The organism is Bacillus sp. 3a, from assembly GCF_017161885.1.
Classification (GTDB): Bacteria; Bacillota; Bacilli; order Bacillales; family Bacillaceae; genus Bacillus; species Bacillus safensis.
Window position 1 is genome coordinate 2,856,502 of sequence record NZ_CP067376.1, and the last position, 17,107, is coordinate 2,873,608.

The 17,107-nt window shown below is 40.4% G+C and carries 19 protein-coding genes and 2 riboswitches; of the genes, 6 read left to right on the forward strand and 13 right to left on the reverse strand.

Going from position 1 to position 17,107, the window contains the following annotated elements:
• The first annotated feature begins 7 nt into the window (after nt 1–7).
• Nucleotides 8–532 carry a GNAT family N-acetyltransferase gene (locus JJ692_RS14500; RefSeq protein WP_206533901.1) on the forward strand — a complete coding sequence of 175 codons (525 nt, stop codon included), beginning with the start codon at nt 8–10 and terminating at the stop codon, nt 530–532.
• Nucleotides 533–631: 99 nt separating this feature from the next.
• On the opposite strand, the gene JJ692_RS14505 is transcribed toward JJ692_RS14500, so the two are convergent.
• Both JJ692_RS14505 and JJ692_RS14510 read right to left on the reverse strand, forming a co-directional pair.
• On the reverse strand, nt 632–850 hold the full coding sequence (locus JJ692_RS14505) for a hypothetical protein (protein WP_206533902.1): 219 nt from the start codon (nt 848–850) through the stop codon (nt 632–634).
• Between the two features lie 381 nt (nt 851–1,231).
• Entirely contained in the window at nt 1,232–1,978 is a 747-nt protein-coding gene (locus JJ692_RS14510; protein ID WP_034623355.1) for an SDR family NAD(P)-dependent oxidoreductase, read from the reverse strand.
• Between the two features lie 168 nt (nt 1,979–2,146).
• On the opposite strand from JJ692_RS14510, the gene JJ692_RS14515 reads away from it, so the two are divergent.
• Complete coding sequence (locus JJ692_RS14515; protein WP_034667321.1) at nt 2,147–2,509, forward strand: winged helix-turn-helix transcriptional regulator; 363 nt, start codon at nt 2,147–2,149, stop codon at nt 2,507–2,509.
• A 442-nt stretch (nt 2,510–2,951) separates the two neighbouring features.
• Here the strand turns inward: JJ692_RS14515 and queF are convergent, their stop codons facing one another.
• The 5 genes from queF to JJ692_RS14540 form a co-directional block, all read right to left on the reverse strand.
• Entirely contained in the window at nt 2,952–3,449 is a 498-nt protein-coding gene (gene queF, locus JJ692_RS14520; protein ID WP_122631255.1) for a preQ(1) synthase, read from the reverse strand.
• Nucleotides 3,450–3,464: 15 nt separating this feature from the next.
• On the reverse strand, nt 3,465–4,196 hold the full coding sequence (queE, locus tag JJ692_RS14525) for a 7-carboxy-7-deazaguanine synthase QueE (protein ID WP_034623358.1): 732 nt from the start codon (nt 4,194–4,196) through the stop codon (nt 3,465–3,467).
• Nucleotides 4,189–4,629 (reverse strand): 6-carboxytetrahydropterin synthase QueD, encoded by a 441-nt coding sequence (gene queD / locus JJ692_RS14530; RefSeq protein ID WP_024424684.1) that lies wholly within the window; start codon nt 4,627–4,629, stop codon nt 4,189–4,191. Before queD ends, queE begins: the two co-directional genes overlap by 8 nt.
• On the reverse strand, nt 4,630–5,286 hold the full coding sequence (queC, locus tag JJ692_RS14535) for a 7-cyano-7-deazaguanine synthase QueC (RefSeq protein WP_024424683.1): 657 nt from the start codon (nt 5,284–5,286) through the stop codon (nt 4,630–4,632).
• Nucleotides 5,287–5,444: 158 nt separating this feature from the next.
• Nucleotides 5,445–5,489, reverse strand: a riboswitch (PreQ1 riboswitch).
• Nucleotides 5,490–5,560: 71 nt separating this feature from the next.
• The gene (locus JJ692_RS14540) at nt 5,561–6,604 is read right to left on the reverse strand and encodes a YkvI family membrane protein (RefSeq protein WP_073204958.1); all 1,044 of its coding nucleotides are present in this window, start codon (nt 6,602–6,604) and stop codon (nt 5,561–5,563) included.
• 244 nt (nt 6,605–6,848) lie between these two features.
• Here JJ692_RS14540 and JJ692_RS14545 point away from each other — a divergent pair, with 244 nt between their 5' ends.
• The 3 genes from JJ692_RS14545 (at nt 6,849) to motB (ending at nt 10,887) form a co-directional block, all read left to right on the forward strand.
• On the forward strand, nt 6,849–8,951 hold the full coding sequence (locus JJ692_RS14545; RefSeq protein ID WP_206533903.1) for an ATP-dependent Clp protease ATP-binding subunit: 2,103 nt from the start codon (nt 6,849–6,851) through the stop codon (nt 8,949–8,951).
• Nucleotides 8,952–9,329: 378 nt separating this feature from the next.
• Nucleotides 9,330–10,124 carry a flagellar motor stator protein MotA gene (gene motA / locus JJ692_RS14550; RefSeq protein ID WP_024424680.1) on the forward strand — a complete coding sequence of 265 codons (795 nt, stop codon included), beginning with the start codon at nt 9,330–9,332 and terminating at the stop codon, nt 10,122–10,124.
• The gene (gene motB / locus JJ692_RS14555) at nt 10,117–10,887 is read left to right on the forward strand and encodes a flagellar motor protein MotB (protein ID WP_024424679.1); all 771 of its coding nucleotides are present in this window, start codon (nt 10,117–10,119) and stop codon (nt 10,885–10,887) included. Before motA ends, motB begins: the two co-directional genes overlap by 8 nt.
• A 192-nt stretch (nt 10,888–11,079) precedes the next feature.
• Here motB and mhqR read toward each other — a convergent pair whose 3' ends face one another.
• The gene (gene mhqR / locus JJ692_RS14560) at nt 11,080–11,535 is read right to left on the reverse strand and encodes a MarR family transcriptional regulator MhqR (RefSeq protein WP_024424678.1); all 456 of its coding nucleotides are present in this window, start codon (nt 11,533–11,535) and stop codon (nt 11,080–11,082) included.
• 204 nt (nt 11,536–11,739) lie between these two features.
• Here mhqR and JJ692_RS14565 point away from each other — a divergent pair, with 204 nt between their 5' ends.
• Nucleotides 11,740–13,245 carry a sporulation kinase KinD gene (locus JJ692_RS14565; RefSeq protein WP_024424677.1) on the forward strand — a complete coding sequence of 502 codons (1,506 nt, stop codon included), beginning with the start codon at nt 11,740–11,742 and terminating at the stop codon, nt 13,243–13,245.
• Nucleotides 13,246–13,291: 46 nt separating this feature from the next.
• Here the strand turns inward: JJ692_RS14565 and JJ692_RS14570 are convergent, their stop codons facing one another.
• The 5 genes from JJ692_RS14570 to mtnW all read right to left on the reverse strand — a co-directional run bounded on the left by JJ692_RS14570 (nt 13,292) and on the right by mtnW (nt 16,899).
• Nucleotides 13,292–13,534: an aspartyl-phosphate phosphatase Spo0E family protein gene (locus JJ692_RS14570; protein WP_024424676.1), complete on the reverse strand. Its 243-nt coding sequence runs from the start codon at nt 13,532–13,534 to the stop codon at nt 13,292–13,294.
• Between the two features lie 300 nt (nt 13,535–13,834).
• Nucleotides 13,835–14,365, reverse strand: a complete 531-nt coding sequence (locus JJ692_RS14575) for a 1,2-dihydroxy-3-keto-5-methylthiopentene dioxygenase (protein WP_073204954.1) — start codon at nt 14,363–14,365, stop codon at nt 13,835–13,837.
• 16 nt (nt 14,366–14,381) lie between these two features.
• Nucleotides 14,382–15,020 (reverse strand): methylthioribulose 1-phosphate dehydratase, encoded by a 639-nt coding sequence (locus JJ692_RS14580; protein WP_025092328.1) that lies wholly within the window; start codon nt 15,018–15,020, stop codon nt 14,382–14,384.
• Entirely contained in the window at nt 14,984–15,679 is a 696-nt protein-coding gene (locus JJ692_RS14585; protein WP_061109754.1) for a 2-hydroxy-3-keto-5-methylthiopentenyl-1-phosphate phosphatase, read from the reverse strand. The genes JJ692_RS14580 and JJ692_RS14585 overlap by 37 nt, the downstream gene beginning before the upstream one ends.
• Nucleotides 15,679–16,899 (reverse strand): 2,3-diketo-5-methylthiopentyl-1-phosphate enolase, encoded by a 1,221-nt coding sequence (gene mtnW, locus JJ692_RS14590; protein ID WP_073204952.1) that lies wholly within the window; start codon nt 16,897–16,899, stop codon nt 15,679–15,681. Before mtnW ends, JJ692_RS14585 begins: the two co-directional genes overlap by 1 nt.
• Nucleotides 16,900–17,001: 102 nt before the next feature.
• Nucleotides 17,002–17,103, reverse strand: a riboswitch (SAM riboswitch).
• Nucleotides 17,104–17,107: the final 4 nt, after the last annotated feature.

Here is a 17,107-nt window from a genome sequence, read left to right on the forward strand (position 1 = left end):
AACTAATATGCAAAATTCCAATGATATCATTGTACGTTTTGGAAAAATGGAAGATGCTGAAATGACTTTAGAAATACAGAAATCTGTTATTGCTGAATCAGATTATCTACTTACATCGCCTGAAGAAAACAAAAAAACCCTCTTAGAACACAGGGAATGGATACAGAAAAGAATAGAAAATGAAAATGAGACGTACATAGTTACTCAAACTGATGAAAAAGTCATTGGATGGATAGCCTTTGAACATTCATCAAATAGAAAAAGAACTTCCCATACGGGTTCTTTTGGGTTGATGGTGCATAAGAGCTATAGAGGTTTAGGCGTTGGGGAAATGCTGCTAACAGCATTATTACATTGGGCAGAAAAGAACCCTTCAATTGAAAAGGTTAGTTTAGCCGTTTTCTCAACAAATCAAAAGGCCATTTCTTTGTACAAAAAGATGGGGTTTATAGAAGAAGGACGTAAAATAAAAGAATTTAAAATAAATGATCATGAATACTGGGATGATGTTTTAATGTATAAGCTTGTTTAAAGCTGTGAAAACGAATTGCAGAAGTAAGGACATATCAATTGAGTCATCAATTTGTTATGTCCTTTTCTTATTTTTACCTTACTTCATATGAAGAAAGCATCAATCTTTTTTCATATGAAAAGTTTGCATTTCCGCCTTCGTCTTGTACATCTCGACTTCCTCGGGTGTGATCACTCCTTTATCAATCAAGAGGGCAATCACTCCAAGCAATGTGGAGGCACTCCATTTATACCGTTCTTTGTTTTGATGTTCAAGCATTTGAAGCTCTTCCTTTAGTTCCATTAGCAGCTGCTCTGCCCGCTCTTCTTTGTTTGCCAACTCAAACGCCTCCGTTTCTCATTCATTGCCTCTATTTTATCTTACATCAAATGAGATAAGCAAAAAAAGCACGACCCCTCTTTACAAACATACGTTCTGTCATGTATAATATGTTTACGAGCTGGTAGCCCCCAGCCGTCCTAGCAAGTTCTATTCCCATTCGTATGAGAAGAGTGACATGACTCTTCTCTTTTTTTATGGTTGATTCGCAAAAAAAGACATGCATCTGGCATGTCTTTTCCTTTTTTCTCATTTTACATATCCATCATCAAACTTAGTTTGCAGCATTTATGGTTACTCAGGACATAAGGAAAACGACTTTTTTAATACGACTCAAGGAAATCCCCATTAAGGACGATTTGTAATCCCTTCGCAGTGACATTATACCTGTGCTAGCCCGCCATCTACGAACAATTCAACACCCGTCAAGTAACTGCTTTCGTCTGATGCAAGGAAAGATACAGCGTTTGCTACTTCTTCAGGTGTCCCAACTTTTCCAGCTGGAACAGTATTTCTGGCATTTTCCATCGCTCCTTCAAGTGCATCACCAAAAAGCTCATCGTATGCAGGTGTAAGAATCACTCCTGGACTTACCACATTTACACGAATTTCAGTACCTTTTAGGTCAAGAATCCAGTTGCGAACTAGTGCTCTTAATGCTGCTTTAGATGCTCCATATACACTAAATGCTGGGTTGCCAATTGATCCAGCAGTAGAGCCCGTTACAATAATAGAACCTACTTTGTCCGGGAATAGTGATAGCGCTTTTTGAACAGTAAAAATGGTTCCTTTCACGTTAATGTCGAACGTTCTATTAACCTGCTCTTCAGTAATTTCACCTAATGGAAGGAAGTTGCCGATGCCTGCATTAGCAAAAAGGATGTCCAACTTACCTTTTTCCTGCTTTATCATGTCATATAGTTTGTCTAAGTCTTCAAGCTTAGAAATATCACCTTGAACACCGGTTACGTTCTTGCCAATTTGGTTAACAGCTTTATCAAGTTCGTTTTGTCTACGTCCCGTGATATAAACATATGCACCTTCGTTTACAAATTTTTGTGCTGTAGCAAGACCAATCCCACTTGTTCCACCCGTTACAAGCGCTACTTTACCTTCAAATTTCCCCATACTTAACACTCCTTTAGAATTCATATTATTTTATGTCTAGTACCTTTAAGTACTTGAAGAACAACTTACAAGTAATAGTATCCTTCAGTAAGCACATTATCGGAAGTACCCACTTTTTTGTGATATAGTAACTAAAAAGTAACAAATGTGAAATGGAGAGCTTTAGACATGAAAAAATTTAGCTGTGGGTTTGAAGTGACAAAGGAAGTGATTGGCGGAAAATGGAAAGGACTTGTATTATACTTTTTAATGAATGGACCAAAGAGAACGAGTGAATTAAAGCGCATTATCCCAAATATAACTCAGAAAATGCTGATTCAAACTCTTAGAGAGCTTGAAGCCAGTGGACTTGTGACAAGAAAGATGTATAATCAAGTACCGCCGAAGGTTGAATATTCATCCACTGAACTTGGAAAATCTCTTAAACCTATCTTGCAGGAGCTCTGTCAATGGGGGAGCCATTATGCGGAGCAAGAGTATGCAGAAGGTGAATATGAAATTGTACAACCAGAACAACTAAAGTTAGGATAGATGTAGCTGCTGAAGTAAATGCTAAACAACTTCAATACCCTCACCTAACAGATGAAGAACTGTCAGAAATAAATGAGATAGTCAATTTTGAAAGTGAAGTTCTAATCAGAAGTGTCATGGACTATATTCAGGAGAGCTTTGATGAAATTCAAAAATGAGCTGTTTCAAATGTTAAAGAGAAGGTTCAGTAACTTAACCAAACAATAATGCCTATGATCTCATAATAGGCATTTTTTCTTTCGGATAAAAAAGAAAAGACGTACAAATTGTACGCCTTCATCTGCTTCTGTACTATCAATTTTTCACTGCATAAAAGTCACAGTTAGGTTGCACCTTAGGTCACACTTTTTCATACAATTCTCATGAGTATTTTCAGGTGTGACTTTTTCCACTTTAATGTGACACCATTTCGTTTCATACTCCGTCTCACACAGCGGAATAATTACCGATTATCAATCGTCTCCGGATTCATATCATGGTTCATCATACGGTATTCTGCCATTTCCTCATATTTCGTGCCAGGTTTCCCGTAGTTCGTATATGGGTCAATGGAAATACCGCCTCTTGGCGTAAATTTGCCCCAAACTTCAATATACCTTGGGTCCATCAATTCAATCAGGTCGTTCATAATAATGTTCATACAGTCCTCATGGAAGTCACCATGGTTACGGAAGCTGAACAAATATAATTTTAACGATTTACTTTCGACCATGATTTCATTTGGGATATAGCTGATATAAACTGTCGCAAAATCAGGCTGACCTGTTTGCGGACATAGTGATGTAAATTCTGGGCAGTTGAATTTCACAAAGTAATCTCTATTTGTATGTTTATTTGGAAACGTTTCAAGCACTTGTGGTGCATAATCAAACAAATAATTGGTTCCTTGGTTTCCTAGTAGCGTGACACCTTCTAATTCTTCTGGTTTTCTTGTCGTCATGTGATCTCTTCCTTTCTATACGCCTCGTTTATTTCCCCACAATAACGTGTGCAGCTGCGGCAGCACTCTTACGCGGTTTAAGTCTGGATCTTGCGCGACTTGATTCACAAGCGCTTCATATTTCTTTAATAAATGCGTTAATAAGTACGCATCATCACCTGTCGTTGTGTCATCATTTCCTACCTGCAAATAAAAAGGAAGCTCAGGATATTTCGCATGAACATCCTTCGCATACGCAAGATCACGATCGTCAAAAATCACGACTTTCAGGCTAGCATGCTGCAATCTATTCCCACTTTTCAGCTCATCTATAATACGTGTTAGTTTCGTAAAATCTGTTTTCATATTCGAGCTTGGCGGCTTAGGAGAAATGGTTAAATCATCAATTTTCAAAAACCATTCCTGATACATCGTCCCTTGTGTTTCAAGCGCTGTATCAATTCCTTCTTCATGCAGTAAATCAATAAGGGATTCCATTTGTTTTAAAAGCGCCGGGTTTCCCCCTGAAATGGTGACATGAGAAAAAGCCTGTCCGCCTATTCTTTTTAATTCTTTGACAATGTCTTCTGCCTCAAGCCACTGAATGTCATGCTTCGCTGAGCCATCCCATGTAAAAGAGGAATCACACCAGCTGCACGAGTAGTCACAGCCAGCCGTTCTGACAAACATGGTTTTTTGTCCAATGACCATTCCCTCTCCTTGAATGGTTGGACCAAAGATTTCTAATACGGGAATCGCTTTAGCCATTGATCTCAACTCGTTTCGGACGGTAAATGCAATAGCTTGTTGGTGTCTCTCTGACAAAGACCTGAACACATGTCGGCTTGTTCGCTAAAGTCGATAAATACGCTGCGACTTTGTCATGTACGGTCTTTGCCACCACCTCAGTGGTTGGCATCGCGTATCGATCGTTTGATGAGAATTCCTCATGATCATTGAGCAGCGTGTGATCGTACTGCCCATGAATGAGCTTCTTCAATGTACTGAAATTGACAAGGAAACCCGATTCATCTAGCTCGTCTCCCGCAATCGTGATATTGATGGTGTACGTATGACCATGAACACGGCTGCATGCGCCCGCATCTTCCCGCGGGATGAAATGGGCAGCAGATACATGCATATCTTTATTTAGTTCAAATGAAAATGGATGATCGGTTTGTGGATAGATCTGAGAAAGCATTTATTTTGCCTCCTTCATTTCCATATAAGTGTCATAGCCATTTTTCCGCAGCTTACACGCAGGACATTCCCCGCAGCCATCAGAGATGATGCCGTTATAGCAAGTGAGCGTTTCATTTTTCACAAAATCCAGCGCATTAAGCTCGTCTGCCAGCTTCCATGTTTCTGCTTTATTCAGCCACATCAGTGGTGTATGAATCACAAATGGTTTTTCCATTGCTAAATTCACTGTGACGTTGCAAGATTTCACAAACTCGTCACGGCAATCTGGATAGCCGCTAAAGTCTGTCTCACAAACACCTGTGATAATATGTCTTGCTCCAATTTGATACGCTAATATAGAGGCGAAGGATAAGAACACTAAGTTTCTTCCTGGTACAAATGTGGAAGGAAGCTCTCCTTCTTTTTCCTCAATGTCAATGTCATCTCTTGTTAAAGCATTAGGTGCCAGTTGATTTAAAAGTGACATATCTAATAGATGATTCTTCACACCTAATTTGTCAGCGATTCTTTTGGCGACATCAATTTCTTCTTGATGACGCTGATTATAATGAAAGGTCACTGTTTCTACCTCTTCAAATTGTTGAAGTGCCCATAATAAACAGGTCGTACTGTCCTGTCCCCCGCTAAAGACAACGACTGCTTTTTCATTTTTCATTTTCTGTTCTCCTCCTTTTGCAGATGGTACAACCGTACAACACTGCATCTGAAAGGCTCCTGAAAACCCCTATTTTTCTCAAAAGAAAAGACACCTTTACATGTGTATGAGGTGTCCCAGCCATAAAAAATAAAAAATGCCACATCCAAGGATACGGCAAGTCCTTAGTTTTTTATAGAGGGTTTTGCTAGAACCTCTCCCGTCTTCACGGATTTTTGTTCAATTTTCACAGAGGATAGTGTACCACATATTTTTCTTGCAGGCTATTCTTTCTTTACTTATCTAGCGGTGCAGGCACTTTTTTTAGACAAAGAAAGAGGATAAAAGAGATGCTGACATAGCCAAAAACCGGATAAACCGTTGAAATCAGTGTACCGTAACCAATTTTACTAATCACATAGCAGCATATGAGAATAAGGGATATCGTAAAGATGCTGTTCATTCGGATATATGCCCTCACTTGTCTCTCCAGCCCGTATAAATTACCTATGACGGATGTAAAAACTTCACCGAAGATGACAAATAAATAAATGAGATGAATCGAGTTTGCAACTTGATACACCACCTGGGCCATTGGAATATCAAACGCCTCCAGCATATCTAATGAAGAAAGAGATAAGAAGCAAGCAAGCAAAATGAGTGTCAGCATGACGCCCCCAAGCACCGCTCCCTTTTTAATGACTGCTTCAGAGGTCATTTCATTTGCGACGGGTACTAACACTGCCTGTGACAGTGCTAAATTAAAGGCACCATATGACACTGCTGATAATATCCACTCGCCCTCACCCATTTGCAGCGCAAGAACATAACTTTCACTGCTGCTAAACACAAATGAATCAAGAAACACGATCATTGAAAAGAAAATCAGCATTGGAACGACAAGCACGTTGACGCCAAATAACCCTTTTGATCCTTTAAAGAGTACAATGACGCTCAGAATGATCGTCAAAAAGATCCCATATTCCTTCGATATGCCAAGCTGTTCCTCAAAAATAGCCCCTGCGCCTGAAATCATCACTGAGGTGACACCAAGTAAAATAAAAAACATGACAATATTAATATATCGACTCGCAGCTGCGCCAAATAAAAAACGATTCATATCTTGATAAGACTCTGCTTCGATTCGTTTCGAAATCAGCATCATTTTTGCCCCAAGGCCAGTAAAAATCACACCGCTAATCAGGATTCCTAATAGTCCAATCCAGCCAAAACGAACAAAAAATTCTACGATTTCTTTTCCTGTCGCAAACCCAGCTCCAACCACTGTTCCTACATATACAAAGGCAAGCTGAAAAGCAGATTCATTTGAACGTTTCATGTGACCCCTCCGCACCCATCACTTTCGATTGTTCCTTTTTTATCCTATGAGACAAGTTCCTTGAAAAGAAGGACAAACCATGATTAAATGCAAAAAAGGATTTTTATTCCCCTTTGAGCAAAACAGTTGAAAGTCAAAATAGGTCAGAGTATACTATAGTCAAAGATGGTCAAACAATAGACCATTTTCTTTAACATTCATTGGTCAAATAAAGTCAAACTTTATTTTAAGGAGGTCATGGCAAATGCGTTGTCAACATTGTCAAGTAAATGAAGCAACTATTCGCCTGAATATGCAAGTAAATTCGTCCCGGAGCCAAATGGTTTTATGTGAAGACTGCTATACCTCTTTGATGGAGCAGTCAAAAATGAAAATGGGACCGCAACTCTTTGGAGGAAGTTCATTCTTCTCTCAGGCAGCAGGTCATGCCCCAAACATGGAGCAGCCAAAGCAAAAAGGCTTACTCGATGAGCTTGGCCGTAACTTAACAGATGGAGCAAATGCTGGTTTAATTGATCCAGTCATTGGCCGTGATGAAGAAGTCGCAAGAGTCATTGAGATTTTAAATAGAAGAAATAAAAATAACCCTGTTCTTATTGGTGAACCAGGTGTTGGGAAAACAGCGATCGCAGAAGGACTCGCGCTCAAAATTGCGAGCGGCGATGTGCCAAATAAATTAAAGAACAAACAAATCTATTTATTAGATGTTTCTTCACTTGTCGCAAACACAGGTGTACGCGGTCAATTTGAGGAAAGAATGAAGCAGTTAATCAAAGAACTGCAAAGCCGTAAAAATATCATCTTATTTGTAGATGAAATCCATCTTCTTGTGGGCGCAGGATCTGCAGAAGGATCAATGGATGCTGGAAACATTTTAAAACCAGCCCTTGCAAGAGGTGAACTGCAGCTAGTAGGTGCGACGACATTAAAAGAATATCGCCAAATTGAAAAAGATGCTGCACTCGAACGGCGCTTCCAGCCCGTCATCGTAGATGAGCCAACACAAGATGAAGCGATCGACATCTTAAAAGGCATTCAAGATAAATACGAGGCTTATCATGGTGTCACCTATTCAGATGAAGCAATCAAAGCGTGTGTTCAATTATCTTCGCGGTATATTCAAGACCGCCATTTACCGGATAAAGCCATTGATTTAATGGATGAAGCTGGTTCAAAAGCGAACCTCTCCATTGATGCAGCAAGTGAAGATGAGCTGACAAATCGATTAGCGGAAATTGCCGCAGAAAAACAAGCTGCGCTAAAAGAAGAACAATATGAAAAAGCAGCGAAGCTTCGCGATGAAGAAGAAGCCATTGATGCAAGACTTCAAAACAAAACAACTGAAAAAGAGCATATCGTTACAGCAGAGGACATTCAGGCCATTGTGGAACAAAAAACAGGCATTCCTGTCGGGAAACTCCAAGCAGACGAACAAACCAAAATGAAAGAAATTGACGTCCGTCTAAAAGCACGAGTGATTGGGCAGGAGCATGCGGTTGATAAAGTGGCCAAAGCTGTGAAAAGAAGCAGAGCTGGATTAAAATCGAAACATAGACCAACAGGCTCCTTCCTTTTCGTTGGACCAACAGGTGTCGGGAAAACCGAATTGTCTAAAACGTTAGCTGAAGAATTATTCGGTTCAAGAGATGCGATCATTCGTTTAGATATGAGTGAGTACATGGAAAAACACTCTGTGTCCAAACTCATCGGTTCTCCTCCTGGTTACGTTGGACATGATGAAGCTGGCCAGCTGACTGAAAAAGTGCGCAGAAAACCATACAGCATCATTTTGCTGGATGAAATCGAAAAAGCACACCCAGATGTACAGCACATGTTCCTGCAAATCATGGAAGACGGCCGCTTAACAGACAGCCAAGGCAGAACGGTCAGCTTTAAAGATACAGTCATCATCATGACAAGTAACGCAGGCACCGCAGATAAAACAGTCAAAGTGGGCTTCCAATCTGATCAGGAAGAGGCGTTTGAGGAACAATCACTCATTGATTCACTGAGCAGCTACTTCAAACCAGAATTTTTGAACCGTTTTGACAGCATCATTCAATTTGATTCACTAGACAAAGAGGACTTAGTGAAGATTGTTGATCTTCTGCTCAATGAGCTGTCAGAGCAATTAAAAGAGCAGAATTTAACAGTTCATGTCACAAATGAAGCAAAAGAAAAGATCGCAGAGCTTGGATATCATCCTGCATTTGGTGCTCGTCCACTTCGAAGAACCATCCAAGAGCACGTTGAAGACCAAATGACGGAGATCCTGCTTGAAGAGGAGCAGCTTTCTGGATTTACTGTGGATGTTGAACATGACGAAATCGTCGTAAAAAAAGGATAACTACATCTTCAGGATGATATGCACCTCCATCATGTTGCGGCGTCTAAGTTCCATCTGAACGCCGACGCTCCCCCGCCTCTTTTCCTTTACGATAAAAGAAAAAGAGGTGGATCACATGATGAATTGGAGCTACGATCTTATCAAAATCATATATGAAGAAAAATTAAAAGAACTGCTTCATTTAGATGAACCAGCTCAAAACGATTAAATGGAGACTCCCTTTATATGAGAGGGAGTTTCTTCTTTTACATATTTAGAAAGCGCTTTCGTCAAAAATTCTTCACAGAAACTGTCTTAATTTTATATTCTGACTAAAACCATTCTAGAACACACCGATATTAACTATAGAAAAAGATAGTTAAAGGATTTGGTGAGATAATGGACAAAACATCGTTAATTGGTATTATTTTAGCATTTATTGCACTGGGTGTCGGTATGGTTTTGAAAGGTGTGAGTCTAACTGCTCTTCTCAACCCGGCGGCTATATTAATCATTATTGTTGGAACGGTTGCAGCTGTTGTCATCGCATTCCCTTCTAGTGAAATTAAGAAAACACCAAAATTGTTCGGAAAAATTTTCAAAGACAGCCAGCTTCCAACGATTCAAGAAATGATCCCTCTATTTTCAAACTGGGCACAAATTGCGCGTCGTGAAGGTCTTTTGGCATTAGAAGCAAGTCTTGAGGAAGTCGATGATGATTTTCTAAAGAACGGGTTAAGCATGGCAGTTGACGGCCAAAGTGCTGAATTTATTCGAGACGTCTTAACAGAAGAAGTTGACGCCATGTCTGAACGACACCAGTCAGGTGCATTAATCTTTACACAAGCTGGTACATACGCTCCGACGCTAGGGGTACTTGGCGCCGTTGTCGGACTTATTGCCGCACTTGCCAACATGGGAGATATTGAGGCACTTGGACATGCAATCAGTGCTGCCTTCGTCGCCACACTGCTTGGGATTTTTACCGGGTATGTATTATGGCATCCATTTGCCAACAAGCTGAAGCGTAAATCAAAGGAAGAAGTAAAGCTTCGTCTAATTATGATCGAAGGTATTCTGTCTGTTCTTGAAGGTCAGTCTCCAAAAGTCATTGAACAAAAACTTCTTATGTACTTACCAGCAAAAGAGCGTGCAAATCTTGTCATTGAAGAAGGAGAAAATCAAAATGGCTAGGAAACGTAAAAACCATGATCATGAAGACCATGTAGATGAATCTTGGCTTATCCCTTATGCCGATCTTCTGACGCTTCTTCTCGCCCTCTTCATTGTGCTTTTTGCATCTAGTTCAATTGATGCGGCAAAATATGAACAGATGGCTAAGTCTTTTAATGTAGTTTTTACTGGCGGTACCGGTGTTATGGATCAATCCAGCATGCAAAGCACGGAAGAAACTGAAAACAGCAACCAGGTCAAGAAAGCAGCCGAGGAAGAGAAAGATGAAGAAGCCAAAGCAAAGGCTAGGGACCAAGCGGTTCTCACAAAGGTCAAAAAGCAGGTCGATTCATTCATTGCAAATAAAAAACTTGGTGCCAAGCTCGAAACAAAGCTTACGGATGAAGGACTTCTCATTACGATTGAAGACAGTATCTTCTTTGATTCTGGGCGGGCAGTTATTCGCCCTCAAGATGTCCCGTTAGCAAAAGAAATCTCAAAACTGCTCGTCATTAATCCCGCACGTGACATTGTCATTAGCGGACATACAGATAATGTACCGATCAGAAATTCAGAATTTGAATCAAACTGGTATTTAAGCGCCATTCGCGCTGTGAACTTTTTAAATATTCTTCTTGAAAACAGCAATCTAAACCAAGAGAACTTTAGTACAAAAGGATACGGCGAATTCAAACCGATTGCCTCAAACGATACAGCAGAAGGCAGAAGTAAAAACCGGCGTGTAGAAGTACTCATTTTACCGATTGAGAAAAAAGCGAAATAAAAAAAGAAGCCAGCGGCTTCTTTACAGATTGTTGACAAAGGGCTAAAATGATCTCTATTTTAGCCCTTTGTCTTCTTTTCAGCGTGATAGAATACCTTTGCAGTCTAGGAACGAGCACCGGCACGCAGGACTAACGCCAAATGCGAGGGATTGCCTGCACGCTGAAAAGGAAGCCAGCGGCTTCCTTTTTATTTAGTCTTGATGATCATATAAATGCTTTGCACGCAGCCCTACATGTTTGAGCATATCAATGCAGACATCTTTCTCTTCTTCGCTCAGGACACTGATCATCTCATGAATTTCTTTCGCATGATCTGGGAAGATGTCATCAAGCAAAGCTCGTCCCTGCTTGGTAATATGCGCAAATGTCACTCTGCGGTCTTCTGCACAAGCCTTGCGACTGAGAAGTTCTTTCTTCTCCAATTTATCGACCACATACGTGATGCTGCCGCTTGCAAGTAAAATCTTATCACCGATTTGCTGAAGCGGCTGATCACCTTTATGATATAGCAATTCTAGCACAGCAAATTCAGTTGGATTCAGCCCGTGCTTCACAATATGTTTGTTCATGTGATGATTAATTGAGCGATAGGCACGTGATAATACAATAAATAGTTTCAATGATTTTTCAACATTATGATTTTCCATTTTTTATCATCCTTTATGAAATGCAACCTACTAATGTGACATTAATAAACAATAAGTAAAATGTCAACATTTTGATCCATCTTTAGCATGAAAATGAGACCAGAACGAATCACCTAATTTTTTAAAAATCACACAAGTCATCGTAATAAAGATAGGTTCAATGCTATAATAAGTCTATTAGGTAATACGTTGGAGCGATGAATGATGAGTATACTGAAAGGGTTTTGGAAGAAGATCAGGCTTTACCTTATTTTGGTCATGCTTCCAACCCTAATCATTAGTTATTTTATCTACGAAAAAGAAACTGAAAAAATCGATTTAAAGAACAAACAAACCGCTACACTTATGTTAAATATTCACAAAAACCAAATGAATTATTTAATAAGTGAGACAGAAGCGAGATTAACTTCCCTTGCCATGGGATTTGACCAGCCGCTTGAAACGAAAAAAGTACAAAACATCCTAGAGAAAATCTATAAACAAGAACCTCGTTTTTCAGGTCTGTATCTCCTAGACAAAAAAGGAAATGTAACAGCAAGCACCACCCCGTTAAAGGAAAAAATCAACCTATCATTCAGAGATTACTTTAAACGCATTCAAGTGACCAAGCAGACCGTGATCACAGACAACTATGTGAGCCGAATTACAAAACAGCGGATTCTCTCCATTTGTGTGCCTGTTCTCGATGAAAACGAAGAGGTCACCAATGTACTGATTGCCGCCATTCAAATTGATTATTTAAGAAATATTATGAATGTATTGAACCCTGATCTTCATTTTAAGATGCTGAATCAAAATGGACATGTTGTGTTTACAAGCGGTCCACAGCCAGTACCCGAGGGCGGCAGCACCGTGTCTACATATTTAGATGAAAACAGCTGGAAGCTGGAGGTCTTTCCGCAGCGTGCTTCAACTAGTGAAGTGCTGTCTGTGATGCTCATCCCTTTATCCAGTGCGTTTATTTTATTAAATATTTTATTCACACTCGTCCAATATATCGTGTTAAGGCGGCAAACTCAGCAGGAGCGTCATGAAAATGAAGCGCAAAAGCTTGAATTGATCGGAACACTCGCAGCAAGTACAGCACACGAAATTCGCAACCCATTAACAGGGATTAGCGGATTTATCCAGCTATTGCAAAAGAAGTATCATTCGGAAGAAGATCAGCTCTATTTTTCTGTCATCGAGGAAGAAATTAAACGGATCAACCAAATCGTCAGTGAATTTCTTGTATTAGGAAAACCAACGGCAGAAAAATGGCAGAATAACTCTGTAAAAGAAATTGTAAGTGAGATCATGCCGATCGTTTTCTCTGAGGCAAACCTTTATAATGTGGAAGTGGATTTGCAAATCAATACGATTCAAGATGTGGGCGTATATTGCACAAAGGATCATATTAAACAAGTCGTTTTAAATGTAGCAAAGAACTCTTTAGAAGCGATGCCAAACGGCGGTCATTTGAAGATTGTGATCGAAGCTGAAAAAGAACATGTCATCATTAAAGTAGAGGATACAGGTGAAGGCATACCAGAAGAGATGTTAAAGCACATCTTCCTCCCCTTTATTACGTCGAAGGAAAAAGGCACAGGTCTTGGGCTTGTCGTGTGTAAACGAATCATTTCGATGTATGGCGGAACAATTGATATTCATAGCGAAGTGAATAAAGGAACGACTGTTATGATCATGCTTCCTTCTGCTCACTCAGCATAACTGAAGATGTCAGCCGGTTTTGCTTATGCAAGACCGGTTTTTCATGTCAATAAGAGGGGCGGTTCACAGATAAAAGACTCATTTGAGACACAAGATCATGAAAGGAGGGGGCAGATTGTTTCTCATGAAAAAGAAGATGCTGATACTCATTCATCAGGTTGTCCAGTTCTTGACTATATTTAATTGTCTTCTCACCAGTGTACCCTTCCACTTGAGCAGCTTCTACCATTTGTTTTCTCTTCTCATCAATGGACATCAGCAATTGTTCTTTCCTTACATAAATATTCATGATCTCAGCTCCCGCAATGAATTCGACTGTCTATGCTCAAAATGATCCGACACAAAAATTATACTTTATTTGTAAATTAAATTAAATATGCTTATTTTATTTAATTTTTTACAGCCTAAAGACCTTTTACCCAATCAAATTTGGGGGTAAACTTCAAATTTGGACAGGACTGACACATTGATTAAACAGAATTTTATCCTATGCAGAAGATCAAAATCAACTATTTTCTTTCTCATTTTATGTCTAATTTCCTAAAAAAAAGCTGATCTTCCGCCTCATGCGGAATGATCAGCTCTATCATTAAACCGTTTCTTCCTCGTAAATCGGCACCCAGCCCTCAGTTGTGACAAATATGCGAACTGCGACCACTTTGCGATCCTCTTGAAGTGTAAAGTAATGACGAATGTTTGGCGGCACAGAAATTAAATCACCTGGATTCAATCTCACATCAAAAAAGACGCCATCCTTGCCTTGAATAGCAAAGATTCCGTGCCCGCTCACAATAAAGCGTACTTCATCATCTGTATGGTGATGCTCACGTTTAAAGTTTTGGAGCAGCTCATCAAGATTTGGAGTGGCATCAGACAATGAAATAACATCCTGCGCTTTGTACCCTCTTTTTTCAGAAATACTTTGGATTTCCTTTTGGAAAACAGTCAAAATCTCTTCCTTTTCCTCATCAGTTAAATCATACTTTTCTGATAAACGGTTTGGCAGCTTTTCAATATCCCAGTGCTCATAAATGACCCCTTGGTTTTCTAAATATGATGCTACCTCTTGTTCGTTCTCAAGTAATGTGTTCTCTTGGTTATGAATCAAAATCGTCGTCATGTGCTTTTCCTCCTTTTTATCTTACAAGCTGCTGTTGATAAAGCGCTAATTTTAAGTGATAGCTAAATAAAAATTCATATGCTTCTAATACTCGTTTTGCTTCAAAGGCTGTTTCTCCCCAGACCGTGATGCCATGATTGCGAATAAGTACAGCACCAGATGACGCCTCTAGTGTCAGATGTTTGGCAAATTGCTCTGCAAGCTGCGGAATATGAGCTGGATTTTCAATAATCGGAATCGACACTTCTGCATCCTCTTCCCAATAACCAAGCGCTTTGATGATTTCGTTGCCTTTAAAACGAATCTCTCCCTTATCCCCATACAGCTCTGACATCACATTATTATCGATTGTATGGACATGGAGGCAGCAGCCTGCTTTCGTCCGTTCATACACGTACGTGTGAAGCAGTGTTTCAGCTGATGGTCTAAGCGGTTCGTTCGGATGATGGGGCTGGCCTGCTGCATTTACTAGCACAAAATCTTCGTTTGTTTCTTTTCGTTTATCTTTGCCGCTTGCCGTCACCAAAAACGTGATTGGATCATCCGACACCTTGATCGATAAATTACCGCTTGTTCCGAAAAACCAATCTCTTTGGGCCAGTTCACGTTTAACGTCTGCTAGCTCCTGCCAGCGTTTGCTCTTTGCGTCTGCCATTCCTTCACTTCCTTTATTTGAACAAATTGCGCGTGTAGATCAATAAATGTGTCATACTCCTTATGTACGAGCCCGAGCTCTTGACATTCATTGAGTAAGTAGTCTCGCGCAAACGTAAGATCCGCATGCTTCGCCGCCTCCACATCAGTCACTGAATCTCCGATCATGATGATGAAGTCATCCTCATGAGTCAGCTTTCGAATGATTGAGGGCTTGCAGCATCCGCAGCCATTTTGACATTGCGTATCACAGGCATGCGGCCATTCAATCTGAATATGGTCTTCCCCAAATGATGCATGGTTGCAATAAATATCGTCTCGATCGACAATGCCTTCGAGGATAGGGTAGACAAAAAAGTCCATCCCCCCGCTAAGTACATAGAAAGGAATATCTGCTTTTTTTACCTCATCCACAAATTGCTTAAATCCTTCTCGAATCTCTGTATCCTCTAAAATAAATGATTGAATGGCATCCTTCTGATCACTTGTCAGTAATTGAAACATTTGCCCGACGCCTTCTTGAATGGTGATTTCCTTTGACAGGACACCATCCTTCAACTTCGTCCATTCACTTGGTGCAAACTGTTTCATGATGCGGATGATATTATCATTTTTTGTAATTGTTCCATCAAAATCACAACACACAATTGGTTTTTTCATTATTCTGCTACCCTTCCCCAAAGATCAAGTGCCGCTTTTAAGTCTTGGCAGGAAGCCGCCTTATCTTGGATGGACTCTTCATGAATCACGGCATCAATGATCGAACGAAATGCCTTCCCTCCGCCGATGGCTCCCCGCGGATGTCCGTGAATGCCTCCGCCTGCATTTATCACATGATCAATTCCAAAATCTTTGATCAATACTGGAACCATTCCTGGATGAATGCCTGCTGACGGGACAGGGAATGTTTTTTGAACCGTATCCTCTTTCACGCAAGCTTCATAGATTCCAAGGGCATCTTTTTTCGGAAGTGCAACCGACCCATAAGGTGAGGGGAAAAGGCTCAAATCAGCGCCAGCATATCGATTTAATTTGCCTAAAAGAAGAGAATGCGAGAATCCATATTCAGGAGAGGATGTCAAAGCACCACTCACAGCGGGATGCGCCATAATCGGCAGTGGAATGTTTGGGTCCTCAGCTAGGCTTTGCATAACATCCAGGCCGTAAGCAAAGACATTGAATAAGAGCGCATCTGCCCCAAGTTCAGCGGCCTTTCTCGCCCGATCCTTCAGGTCAAAGGTTCTGCCCGTTAAATTGACAGCATACAGTGTGCGGTGTCCTGTCTCTTCATAGGTTTCTTTTAAAATCGCTTTTCCTTCTTTGATTCGCTCTTCAAAAGGAGCTAATGGACTTTCAAATAAAATTTCATCGTCTTTGATGAAGTCAACCCCGCCTAATGCCTGTAAACGGAGCTGCTCTTTTAAATCCTGCATATCACGGCCGATAACGCCTTTAAAAATACTCATCAATAATGGACGATCAAACACATTTACCTTTTTTCGAATGCCATCAATTCCAAATACAGGTCCTGGCAGGCTTTTTTTAAATTCTTCAGAAAATTGGATATCGACTAGCTTCACTTTTCCATCTAGTGAAAGCTTTCCAAAAATCGTCGTGAAAACTGCTGGTAAATCAGCTGAAAAGTTTGCCTCAGGATAAGCAATCGTCACCTCTGATTGATAAAGACCATTTTCGGCTGGAGCAGCTTTTTCTAATACTTTTTCAACTCGGCCTTTATGCTTTTGAAGCTGCTCCTTTTTGAGCTGCGGCAAATCCGTCCATGATCCCACTGTTAAACCAAGCGCGATCTGCTCCGCTTTTCGATTTATTTGTTCATCCTCTCGATGTGTTAATACGTATGTTGCCAGTAATTCACTCACTAGGAATCCCCTTTCGATTGCGTCATGCATATGTTCAATAAAAAAACCTCTTCAAGTGCTTCTTGAGCGCCTTAAAGAGGTTGTTTCGTGTCATTCATCCGAATCTTATCTCTCAGCGCTTGCTGCAAGAATTAGCACCGTGCTTCATGGAAGTCGGTTGCCGGGCTTCATTGGGCTAGTCCCTCTGCCTACTCTTGATAAGAATATT